Annotated in this window: 11 protein-coding genes; 10 read left to right on the top strand and 1 reads right to left on the bottom strand. The window is 36.6% G+C overall.

Annotated features, from left to right (window positions below; all coding sequences use genetic code 11):
* The first annotated feature begins 48 nt into the window (after nt 1-48).
* Entirely contained in the window at nt 49-1602 is a 1554-nt protein-coding gene (locus tag CLO1100_RS18790) for a dockerin type I repeat-containing protein (RefSeq protein WP_014315355.1), read from the top strand.
* 21 nt (nt 1603-1623) lie between these two features.
* Here CLO1100_RS18790 and CLO1100_RS18785 read toward each other — a convergent pair whose 3' ends face one another.
* Nucleotides 1624-2595, bottom strand: coding sequence for an alpha/beta hydrolase (locus CLO1100_RS18785; RefSeq protein ID WP_014315354.1), 972 nt, complete (start codon nt 2593-2595; stop codon nt 1624-1626).
* A gap of 269 nt (nt 2596-2864) precedes the next feature.
* Here CLO1100_RS18785 and CLO1100_RS18780 point away from each other — a divergent pair, with 269 nt between their 5' ends.
* The 9 genes from CLO1100_RS18780 to CLO1100_RS18740 all read left to right on the top strand — a co-directional run bounded on the left by CLO1100_RS18780 (nt 2865) and on the right by CLO1100_RS18740 (nt 12460).
* A complete protein-coding gene (locus CLO1100_RS18780; protein WP_014315353.1) occupies nt 2865-3458 on the top strand; it encodes a TetR/AcrR family transcriptional regulator in 594 nt (197 codons plus the stop codon).
* Nucleotides 3459-3476: 18 nt separating this feature from the next.
* A complete protein-coding gene (locus CLO1100_RS18775; RefSeq protein ID WP_014315352.1) occupies nt 3477-3716 on the top strand; it encodes a zinc ribbon domain-containing protein in 240 nt (79 codons plus the stop codon).
* A 141-nt stretch (nt 3717-3857) separates the two neighbouring features.
* The gene (locus CLO1100_RS18770) at nt 3858-4550 is read left to right on the top strand and encodes a GTP pyrophosphokinase family protein (protein ID WP_014315351.1); all 693 of its coding nucleotides are present in this window, start codon (nt 3858-3860) and stop codon (nt 4548-4550) included.
* Nucleotides 4551-4697: 147 nt separating this feature from the next.
* The gene (locus CLO1100_RS18765) at nt 4698-5279 is read left to right on the top strand and encodes a sigma-70 family RNA polymerase sigma factor (RefSeq protein ID WP_014315350.1); all 582 of its coding nucleotides are present in this window, start codon (nt 4698-4700) and stop codon (nt 5277-5279) included.
* Nucleotides 5280-6662: a hypothetical protein gene (locus CLO1100_RS18760; RefSeq protein WP_014315349.1), complete on the top strand. Its 1383-nt coding sequence runs from the start codon at nt 5280-5282 to the stop codon at nt 6660-6662.
* A 116-nt stretch (nt 6663-6778) separates the two neighbouring features.
* A complete protein-coding gene (locus tag CLO1100_RS18755; RefSeq protein ID WP_014315348.1) occupies nt 6779-9175 on the top strand; it encodes a methyl-accepting chemotaxis protein in 2397 nt (798 codons plus the stop codon).
* A gap of 202 nt (nt 9176-9377) precedes the next feature.
* Entirely contained in the window at nt 9378-10160 is a 783-nt protein-coding gene (locus tag CLO1100_RS18750; protein WP_014315347.1) for an N-acetylmuramoyl-L-alanine amidase, read from the top strand.
* A gap of 94 nt (nt 10161-10254) precedes the next feature.
* On the top strand, nt 10255-11100 hold the full coding sequence (locus CLO1100_RS18745; protein WP_014315346.1) for a hypothetical protein: 846 nt from the start codon (nt 10255-10257) through the stop codon (nt 11098-11100).
* Nucleotides 11101-11164: 64 nt separating this feature from the next.
* Nucleotides 11165-12460, top strand: a complete 1296-nt coding sequence (locus CLO1100_RS18740; RefSeq protein WP_014315345.1) for a hexokinase — start codon at nt 11165-11167, stop codon at nt 12458-12460.
* Nucleotides 12461-12562: the final 102 nt, after the last annotated feature.

Raw genomic sequence — 12562 nt, 5'->3', positions numbered from 1 at the left:
TGTATACACAACAAAGAATTAACAAAATTGCAAAAAGGACGTGGATATATGAAAAAAACAAGTCAAAAGGTTCTTGTCTTTTTAACAATTCTCGCTTTTATCTGCTCGATCACAAGTAATATTTCCCTTTCCAATGCCGCTGTATCAACGGATATTTACGGGGATTTGAACAGTGATGGCAGTGTTGACGGACTTGACTTCGCAGCATTTAAAATTTATTTATTGGATAACGACAGGGGTTTCCCGGGAGATAATCGCTTTAAGTATGCCGATTTAAACGGGGACGGGGTTGTTGATGTTCTGGATTATGCTTTGTTGAAAAGCTATTTACTTGGAATTATTAACAAATTTCCTGCGGAATCTATAAGCAATGTAAAAATCCCTTGGGACTGGGCCGGGATTATTGGTACCGGACAAAGCCTTGCGGTTGGTGCTGAAGGGAACCCTCCGGTTACAACCCAACAGCCCTTTAGCAATCTGAAACTTTCATTGGAAAAGGTTATGGTTCCGCCATTTGAACCCAATAATAGCCTGTTTAAGATGATTCCTCTGATTGAACCCGTAAGGGAATACGGCTATTACTATGGAGGTGCTTATCCGGGGAACATATTTGGAGAAACTCCACATTCAGCAATGGCTAACCAAATAACATCTCTGGTCAGAAATGCTTCGGGAAAAGACTATGTTTCTGTACATACTGCGGTTGGCGAAACAGGGCAGGGGATCGATGCCCTCAGTAAGGGTGCACCCGAAACAACTTATTCAGGACGTGCATATGCAGCCACTTTATTTGAAGTCAAAGCAATAAAACGCCTTGCACAACAGGCGGGTAAAACCTATGGAGTAGGTGCTGTTATAATGACCCATGGTGAAAGGGATGCAGGCAACACAAACTATGAAAATCAGCTGCACACATTATGGGCAGACTACAATCAGGATATTAAGGCTATTACCGGACAAACCCAGAATATACCCATGTTCATTGTTCAGCAGAATTCATGCGGGAGTACGGGAACTGCTACATCTACACTGGTGCAATGGAAGGCTGGCTTAGATTACCCCGGGGATATGGTTTGCGTGGGGCCAAACTATCAAAGACAATATGCCGCCGATGGTGTGCATTTGACAGCAAGCGGATATCAGCAGTTAGGAGAGCAGTTTGCCAAGGTTTATTACGAAAGGGTCGTCCTTGGGCATGACTGGCAGCCTTTACAGCCAACAGTAGTAGAAAGAAGCGGAAATGTTATAACGGTGAGGTTCCATGTGCCTGCCGGGCCTTTGGTTTGGGATACTTCTCTACCTGAACCAAATCAAAGCACCCTAGCAGAATGGAAAAACGGAAAAGGCTTTGAAGTATACACACAAAGTAAGAGAATAACCATACAATCAGTTGCAATAATAGGTGATTCAGTGAAAATAACCTGTGATGGAGATGTGCCGTCAACCGGAGTTAAGGTCGGGTATGCTTTCACAGCCGGAACAAACAGAACAGGAGGAACATGCAGGTGGGGACTTCTCCGGGATTCAGACCCACTTGTGGGATATAACAGCGGAAAGCCCCTCCCAAACTTCTGTGTAGCATTTGAAATGGCAGTACCCTAAAGGCGTATTATCATGCTTAATTTATTTATTAATATATTTTTCGGTAAAGTCCTTTACCTTTGCAATGTAACCATCGGGGTCTGCATTTAATGCAGCTCCGTGGCCTGCACCGGGAACGATAAAAAGTTCTTTTTCACTGCTGCATGCCTCAAACAACTTGTTTACCATACTGGTAGGAACGAATTCGTCATTACCGCCATGAATAAAAAGTGTAGGGGTCTTACTTTTTTTAACCTGTTTAAGAGCTGATGCTTCCTCAAAGGTAAACCCTGCCTTTATTTTGGTAATAATACTTGTGGCATTAAGCAGAGGAAAAGAAGGAAGGTGATACATTCTTGACATTTGATATGAGAGTTCATCCTTTACCGACGTATAAGCACAGTCAGAAACAATAGCCTTTACATTGGAGGGGAGGTTTTCTCCGCCGGTCATGAGAACCGTTGCTCCTCCCATGGAAACTCCATGAAGAACTATCTTGGTATCAGGGCCTGATTTTTTAATAACGAAATCAATCCATTTTAAATAATCGTTCCTGTCCATCCAGCCAAACCCAATGTAATTGCCTTCGCTGCTGCCATGCCCTCTGTTGTCAGGCATAAGAACGTTATAACCAAACATATTATACAGCTTGGCATATAAGCCCATCCACAGACCTTTTGAGGAATAACCGTGAGACAATATAACTGTATTCATAGATGGAGATTCAGCGCTAAGATAATATCCCTTTAGGTTCAACCCGTCGTAAGATACAATATCAACTGTCTCATAGGCCTGGCTGCTCAACCAATCAACGTCATCTGTGAATTCTGATGACGTTTTTTTTAGTTCAATTTCGCTGTTTACCATAACGGACTTTTTAAGGGCTACGTCTTCAGCAAGAAATGCTTTTTTAGTACGGGCAACGGAAAGATCATAAAAATAGAAACCGGCAACCAAAACTACAACAAAAGCTATTAATACAATTATAATGCATGCTTTTACAAAAATTTTCATGGATATCTCCCACTATATCTCGACCAATATCAGATAAATTTATTATAAAGTGATTAAAATTATGACTTGCAAATATTTCTGAATATAAAAAAGATTGAAATTAAGTATACATAAATTATACCTGAAAATGCTCAAACAGTGCAATAAACATACCTTTCCAGTTATAACAAGAGAATATTGCGGAGATATTGACAATACATTCTCTAAAGAGTTATAATGAGTGAGTAGTCAATGAGTAGCAAGTCAATAAAATAACCGGAAGTGATTAAGTGAAAGAAAATAAGAGACAGCTACAAAAAAATTCAACAAGAAAGAAGATTATTGAAGCAGCAGTCAAACAGTTTGCCATAAATGGTCTGACAACCACTCGTACCGCAGACGTTGCCGGAGAAGCAGGTGTGTCTCATGGAACAATATTTGCACACTTTCATACTCAGGAAGAGCTCCTGACTGCGGTCATAGAAGATGTTGGAGAAAGAATTAACACTCGTCTCCACGAGGTTGCAGGTGGTCAAAAAGGTTTTAACTTGGCTCTTAAAGCTCATATAGAAGTACTGACGGAATTTGAGCCATTTTATACAAGACTGGTAATAGAAAACAGATTGCTTCCGAAAGAGGCAAGGGATACTTTTTTAATGCTTCAGTCAACAGTATCCTTTCACCTTAGTCAGACGATTCAAAAGGAAGTTGAGGCAGGGGTCATGAAAAAACTTCCTGAAGATATGGTTTTTAACGGATGGATTGGGCTTGTTCACTACTATATCGCCAACAGTGACTTATTTGCACCGGAGGATTCTGTTTTAAAGACTTGTGGTGAAAAAATGATTGAATTTTACCTCAACATGGTAAATTACAACAAATAAAAGAGAGGATGATTTAAAATGAAAAAATGTATAGCATGCGGAATGCCTATGCAAGAAGTTTCTGATTACGCATCAGGTGATGAGTCAAAAGATTACTGCAAATTTTGCGCACGACCTGACGGCACAATGCAGTCATACCAGGAAAAATTGGATTCCTTGACGAATTTTATAATAAAAACACAGGGATTAGATAAAAAAGCTGCCGGTTCTGCCGCAGAAGCAATGATGAAGAAACTTCCTGCGTGGAAAAACATGTAGTTTATTTAAAATATTCATATTTTTTTCATACATATTTAACTTTGTACCGATATAATATAAGTGGATGCACTTTTTGTCCAAACAATGTACGGATGGTATAGGTAACTAACCTATCGAATACAAAGGAGAGTACAATTAAGCATGATAATGAAAAAAACCGCAACTATCAGCTCCTTAAACGGTATGGAGCAATTATTTACGGGAGAAGATATTAACAGCCTTAAAAACAGCTTTTTCGAGATGCAGCATTTGTATCAATCAGCGATACGTGAGGTAAGTACAAAATTAGAAATTTTGGATGATGAGTTTCAGGTTATACATAAAAGAAACCCTATACATCATATGCAAAGCCGTATTAAATCCATAAAAAGCATCTTTGAAAAGTTAAGCAGAAGAGATAACGATATAAGTCTTGAATCGGCTAAAACAAACCTTCATGATATAGCCGGAATCAGGGTAGTGTGTTATTACATTGATGATATATACATGATAGCGAAAATGCTTACACAGCAGGACGATATTGTTCTGCTGCGTATAACAGACTATATACAGAACCCCAAAGAGAATGGCTACCGCAGCTTGCATTTGGTTGTGTCCGTACCCGTTTTCTTCTCGGACAGGAAGGAAGTAGTACCTGTAGAAATACAGATAAGGACAATGGCCATGGATTTCTGGGCAAGTCTGGAGCATCAGCTGAGATACAAAACCAATGATACCGTACCGCACTCTGTTGCACAGGAACTTCAGGAATGTGCAGATACCATAGCAAAAACTGATCTTAAAATGCAAAGCATATATAAATCAATCGAAGAATTAAATAAGGGTGATTTATAGAAAAATGCTATCTAAGAGGCGAAGCAGCTCGAATAGGGCTGCTTTTTTTATTTTTAGAATAATTTTTAATGTTTATTGTCAGATTTTTTTTAGTATCTACGAACTAATAAATGAACCGGTTTGAATTTTGAAGGGAAGGTACAAGATTTGGATAAAAAAATACTGGATTTATTAAATAATAAACCCGAAAAAGGTCTGGAAAAGCTTATTAATACTTATTCAGGCCTAGTGTATACAATAATTTATAACAAGCTGAATCAATACTTTTCGGTAGAGGATATAGAAGAGTGTGTCAGCTCAGTTTTCTATGAGGTATATAAAAACAGAAGTGTAATAGACCTCTCAAAAGGGACGCTGAAGGCTTATATTGCTGTTCTATCTAAACGCAGGGCGATAGATTTGTTTAGAAAAAACTCGAAGCATGTGACAAATCTGATTTCTCTGGAAACACAAGAATTGGAAGACTGTGCTGTGAACCAACTTTTCAATGTTGAAGATGAAGTGGACACCGAGACCAAGGATATGCTTATACAGGCTATAAAGGCCTTGGGTGAACCTGATAGTGAAATATTTATCCGTAAATACTACCTTGGTCAGAACTCCAAGAAAATATCCGAGCTGATGGGAATTAAACAAAATACAATAGACAAAAGGCTGTCAAGAGGGCTGTCGAAGCTAAGGGCAATAGTGGGCAATATGGAAAAGCCCCAAGAAATGGAGGGAAAATGAATGGATAAAAAAATATCACACACATTGGATTTACTTGACATAAAGGAAACAGACAAGCTCCTTGAAAAGGAGCTAAAATTTAAACTTGATTCCAATAGCATTAAAAGGATTAAGAAATCCACTTACTCAAAAGCAGGAATTATGAGGCGGAAAACTTTTGTGACCAGAGGATTGTCAGCCATAGCGGCAGCAATAATAATAATTGTAGTTTCAATATTTTCAATAGGTTTTGACAATGTCGTAAGTGCTATGGGGAGGCTGTTTGGATTTATACCGGGATACGGGATTATGGAAGACAATCAAAGTATTCAATATATCATAGACGGACGCAATATAAGTTCCGAAAACAGTCAGGCAATTCTTACAATAAACAGTGTAATTGCAACGAAGAATAATCTTACTTTAAATTGTCTCATTAAATTGAAGAGTTTCCATGAGGAAAAGAACTTATCAAATATTGAAAACAATATACAGCATGATAAGAACAATTTAGTTATGGCTGTAAACGGAAAGGAGTATCGTCCTTCCGGATGTAGTATTGGAAGTGGCGGAAAAGTAGAATATATTTCGGCAGCTTACCAAATTGAACAGGATAATTTAAGTACAAGAGATGTCTATAGATTTAACTATAACAAATATAACCTTTCAGTAGAGTTCAGACTAAAAGTTCCGGAGGGCTATGACTCTTTGGAAGAGATAGGGCCAACAGATACCAAAAACAATATATCCATAACAGCAGTATCCAGTCGCCAAGACAATAAACTGCTTGTAGAACTGTACCCTGTTAATAAAAGCGGCCTAACAATAACCTCTTTCACCAAGGAATATGATTTCGGCTATGAAAAAAAGGAGCTGACACTTGAAACAGATAAAACAAGTCACTCATACACAATACCTGAGGGCTTTATGGGCGTCAATAACAAATTTTATTTTAATGTATTGCCTCAAGAAAAAAACCTAACACTCAAAATACCTTATTTAATTGTAAAGAGTCAGGAAAAAATGAAAAAAGTCACTTTAAAAATACCGGAAGAGGGGAAACGGGTCACAATAAATAAAAAGGTAAAATTCAAGAATTCAACTATGGTTATAAGCGATGTTGAAAGGATAAAAAATGGAAACCCTAACGGAGCTTTGAGAATATATTTTAAATTTGAAAACGAGGATAAAAACATGGTAATGTTCAATGCACAATTCAGAAGAGTGAATATTCTCGGTATGGAGCAGGGCGGAGGATACTCTACAAACCTTAAAGAAGGAATTCCACAGTCAATAGATTATAGTTTGGATGAACCGAATGGGGATGTATTGAGACTGGGAATAAAAGATCCGGAGTATTTTCTTCTTGGGGAGTACAGTTTAAAACTGAATAACATCTTATAATTGGAAGATAATTCCGCATGTTTACCTATAATGTTACCATAAATTATAAAAAAATAAATAATTTAGTATATTTAGACAAAAAAACAATCTGACAAATTCTCTGGATTTGTTAATATATGACTAAAGTACTTGATAAAATACCTTTGGTGAAGTATGATAGAATTGTAAAAATTAATGAGTATTCTGATATTTTTGGCTTTTTTGAATACTCTGCTAATGTTCCACAGGTCATATTATGTAATTATGGTACCAGAGACAAAGTAATTGTAGAAGACTTAAATTGTTATAATACAAGTTTAAATTGTGGAGGTAAGCATATGAAAATGAACGGTATCGGTAAGAAAATCACATTATTCTTTTCTTCGGCTGTATCGGCTGTGATATCAACTGTAAAGAAATTGCTAGAGAAAAAGCCGGTAGGTAAAGCAGGTAAAACCAAGGGAGCTGTAGGTAACACGTTTTCCGGGAAATCTGTCTTCCTGAGAAGGTTCAAGATTAAGAATAGATTAATAATGTCTTTCAATTTACTTCTGATGATTATGCTTTTGGTTACAGGTATATTTTCTTATACGAGCTCAACCAATACAATTGACACTAATGTAAAAACATATTCTTTAGAGACAATTAAACAAACTGGTGTAGTACTTAGCAGCCAAATAAAAAATATAGAAAGTTATATTAACGATATTGGTATGAATACCTCAGTACAAAACATACTGAATACATATGGGACAGGGGATCAATTTGAAGAGATGACCAAGGAAAGAGAACTTCAGACAATCCTGACAAATAAGTTCACAGTAGCAGGTGGTATACTAAACTGTACTGTTATGTACGGAAACAACTTTGGGCGAGCGCAGGTATACACAAGCAACAGTCTAGAAGTCAACAAGGAAAAGGCAATTAAACTGGCTGAAAACAAGATGAAGTGGGCAGATATTGAAGTTAATAACGGCTCATATACAGGAGTTATCAGCAATGTTAAATCAACTACTTTTGGTAAAGATATTGCTAAAATTGTTTTAATACCTAAAGTAAATTTCCTTGCAGACAGCTATGAAGATATGGAGACGGGAAAAGATGATAAGGGTAAGGGTTTTCCGATTTTAGTTGTAGACTCAAACGGTAAAATCGTATCCTCAAGAATGGAAGACATGTATCCCGTAAATAAGTCGAATGATGACTCCAAAAATCTGGCTACTAACATCACTAAGGCTATAAAGGGTGATGTAAAGTCAGGACATATTGATTTGAAGGTTGGCGGAAGTAAAAGTTTGATTACATATACGAAGATAGGCAATAAAGACTGGTATCTTGCTTCAGTTGTACCTTATTCATATTTAAACAAAGAAGCAAACAGCCTTAGAACTAAGACAATTATAATCGGAATTATTTGCTTCCTCATAGCTATACTCCTATGTATTGTAATTGCCAGAAGTGTTTCAACACCGTTGGAAAAGGTAACAGCTGCAATGAAAAGGGCAAAAGAAGGCGATTTAACCGGTACTATAAATGACAATGAAAACGACGAAATTTCAGATGTGTGTCATAACTTTAATGAAATGATAACCAATATAAACAAGCTGGTAGCAAGTGTAAGAGGTTCTTCGCAAGGTGTGCTTAATTCTGCACAGAAGATAGCAACTGCCTCTGAAGCAGCCTATAGTTCTTCGGAACAGGTAGCTCTTACAATAGAACAGATTGCAAAGGGTTCTACAGATCAGGCAGAAGAGATAAATGAAAGTGTAAGCCATATGGACAAACTGGCTCAAGGTATTGTATATGTTGAAGAGGATGTGTCCAAGGTTACATCAATTGCACGTGAAATCAGCGGGTTGAACAAAACAGCAAGTGCAACTATCAAGGAACTTAATACTAAGTCGAGCCAGGTAAGCAATACTACAGCTAAAGTTTCTGAAAATATTAATGATTTAAGTTCCAGCATGAAGGAAATACAAAAAATACTTAAAATGATGGTGAATATATCCGAGCAAACGAACCTTTTATCACTTAATGCTGCTATTGAAGCCGCACGTGCAGGCGAGGCAGGAAAGGGCTTTGCGGTTGTAGCAAACGAAGTTAAAAAGCTTGCTGACCAGTCAAAAGAGTTTACCGGAAGTATTAACAGTATTATTGCCGATATTGAACAAAAAACAAATGATACTGTACAGGAAGTTCTTAAATCAAATGAGGTTGTGAGTGAGCAGATAAATGCAGTAAATAATACTCAGGAATTGTTCAAAACTGTATTTAGTGCTATGGATGAAGTTATTGAAAATATTGAAAGAACTGAAAAATCAGTTGAGAATATAATGGTTTCGAAAGAAAAAGTAATGGAATCCATGGAGAACATTTCAGCTGTGGCTGAGGAATCAGCAGCTACCACCGAAGAAATATCAGCCAGCACACAAGAGCAGATGGCATCGGCGGAGGATCTGGCAAACCATGCTAAGACTCTTAATGATCTGTCAGTTAATTTAAGAAGCCAGATTTCTAAATTTAAGACAGAGTAAATTGTTAGCAAATCAAATATAACTTTATATTATAAAGACAAAGAGCTAATCACTATTGTGATTGGCTCTTTGTTTAACGTGAAAATGAAAACAATCACTGGGTTAACTTATAAAATATAATGATTGTAATATCTTTTTTATAATAAAATTAGATAAAAATACAAAAACTACTATTATACTAAAAAAATAACAGGGAGTTTATATGATGAGAAATATAAAAATATACGTAATAGCCCTAGCCGTTTCTATAATTTTAGGATATGGGGTTGCCAATCATGTTGACATAAATCGGGATTTTTCACATCAAGTAGGTAAAGAGGTTCAGACTGTTAGCAGTACTCCACTTAAAGACCTTACTGTGTGCATAGATCCGGGGCATGGCAAAACCACAGGTTCAAATAAGGAAACTGAGCCTATAGCTCCCAACGCTGAAATTCAAAAAGCAGCAAATGCAAGCGGTACAATGGGCGTAGCTACAGGGATATCGGAAGCAAGTCTTAATCTTACGGTAGCTAAAAAGCTTAGAGAATCGTTGAAACAAAATGGTGCAAAAGTAATTATGGTTAGGGAAACTGAAGTATGCGGGCTCACAAATGTAGAACGGGCAAAATTCTGGAATTCCTCTAAAGTGGATCTTACCATACGTATACATGGGAACGGCACAAATGACAGCAGTGTGTCCGGAGTACTGATGATGATACCCGGAAATAAGTATATAAAGGATAAAGAACTTCTGAAAAATAGCAGAAAAGCAGGGGAACTTGTTCTAGCAGGTGTAATAGAACACACAAAAGCCAAATCAAGAGGTATCCAAGAGACATCAGAATTGACAGGGTTTAATTGGTCAAGGGTACCTGTAATTCTTCTTGAAATGGGATTTATGACTAACCCGGAGGAAGATAAGCGTCTTAATACAGATGATTATCAGAACAAAATGGTAGCAGGTATTACAGAGGGGCTTATTAAATACGTAAAGGAAAAATAACAGACATATTTTTTTGTTTTACAAATATTATATAATTTTGTACAATTATACTTACGGGGAATTTTTTAATCCCAGCTGTAAAAGGAGTGAAGATATGTTTTATACCGATGGGTCAAATGCAAAAGACTTTATTGAGAATGATATAGAACTTCTTAAAAATGAATACGAGGAATATTATAATATTCTGATGCAAGCTGAACTCAGCCCTGTCAATATAATAATGTGTTCCTCTCTTACAAACGAAAAGCATAATGCATTTGAAAAATTTTTATTAATATACGAAAATAGAATTGTCATTTTAAAAAAAGTAAACGGAAGTATATCGAAATATACTATTGAATATAACGAAATTAATTACATAGTTATAGAAGGACTTCCCAAGCCTGTTTGTCTTAATATTTACTATAGGGAAGAAGGCAGGGAAAGAATATTCTTTGATTCTTTTGCAGAAGAAATTATGAACCGATTGGTAAAGGAAATGCGGGAGTTTATTATACAGGGGAGAGGCCCTGCCGATGCCGTTAAATTGGGTGAATACACCAGCCATGAACCGGCATATGTAGGCAAGGTTTTGACAACCGAGGCATTATTTAAAAATCAGATATCTGTATTGGAACTCTATCAAAGGAGAGTATATGACAGATACTGGTCAATATTCAGGAAAATCATTACTCAAACGCACTACTCAATTGTAAGTAATAATGAGATAGTAGTTTTCAAGGAAAAGTATGAACCAATGGACGAAAAGGACATATGTGGAGATTTGATATTTATACCTTTGAATTCCGTAAAAAGCGTATCCCTTGAATCAACGGAAAAGGGAATGGTACTGAAATATATGTTCTGTACTAAGAAAACCTTTGAATTATTTTACCAAAATGAAAAAACGGATGAACTTCTAAAGGCAATGTCATTTATAAATGGAGTAATTCAAGCTTGACCGCATACAAAAGTTACAATACAATCAGGTTAATATTTAAAATTATACATTTGAGAGGTGCGTAATGGGGTTCAATTCTGAAATAATAAAAGATGTTATTAATAATTTTGAGGTTGACAGAGAAAGTATGCTGAGAATAGCAACACTGTTTAAGGAAACTATGGAAAAAAGCCTGAAAGGCGAAAAAACCTGTCTTAAAATGCTTCCTTCATACATTGGAAAGCCTACTGGAAAAGAACAGGGTACTTTTATGACCATAGACATGGGTGGCACTAATTTTAGATGTACAAAGTATAAGATAAGCAGTGGAAATTTTGAAAAAGTTTCTGAAATAAAAGAGAAGCTTATAAATAAGGAAAAAAATTATGACCTTACAAAGTCAGATTCCGATGAAAAGCAGCTTTTTGGTTATATGGCCGAATGTATAGGTAAAATGGTTGAGCCGGGGGAAACTTTGTATCTCGGAAACACATTTTCATTCCCTTGCAGGCAGGAAGGAATAAACGATGCTTACCTTATCCAGTGGACAAAGGAAATAACAACCTCCGGGGTTGAGGGTCAGAATATAAATAAGCTGCTTGGACAGGCTTTGAAGGCAAGAAACATAAATGTTAAGCCGGTTGCAATACTGAATGATACTGTAGGTACCTTGCTGGTAGCCATGTACAGTTATCAGGCAGCGGATATTGGCTCTATTATGGGGACAGGCCATAACACATGTTATCTGGAGAACAATCATCCTCTTAACGGTCAGAAGATGATTGTAAACATGGAATCAGGTAACTACAATGTTGGACTTCCTGTAACTAAGTACGATGAGATAATAGATAAAAATAGTCAGATACCGGGAGCGCAGCTGCTTGAAAAAATGGTTTCAGGTTACTATATGGGAAGCCTTTTAAAAGAGGTTTGTCAGGATTTATATAAAAACAAAGCAATATTTACATCAGAAGGTGTCGATACAGATGCATTTTTTAGCCAGAGCTTTAATGCATTAATGGTTGAGAATTTTATTCTATATCCATCAAATACAAAGGAACAATATAATTGCACATTAGAAGATGCTGAGGTAATAAAGAAGGTATCTGAGGCCATATTAAAAAGAACTGTTAGGCTTGTAGCAGTGTCACATATGGGAATCCTTTTCCATCAGGAAAACAGCGGTACTTCGGTAAATAATAAGCATGTAATTGCAATAGACGGAACTATATATGAAAAAATGCCTAACGCTCCGAAGCTTATGGAGGAGGCATTTAAAGATGCACTTGGAGATGACGCATCCAATATTGAAATAAGACTTGTAAAGGATGGTTCAGGTTTAGGTGCTGCAATAGCTGCTGCGTTTGCAGTAACACAATAATTGATAATTTTTAAGATCAAATAGCTGCATTAAAGCCAAAAAGAAAACAGGTTTTACGGCAGCTATTTTTTGTACACAATAGTAGTATTGACTTAAAGTTTA

This window comes from Clostridium sp. BNL1100, assembly GCF_000244875.1.
Classification (GTDB): domain Bacteria; phylum Bacillota; class Clostridia; order Acetivibrionales; family DSM-1351; genus Ruminiclostridium.
This window is presented reverse-complemented; position numbering and strand designations above follow the sequence as displayed.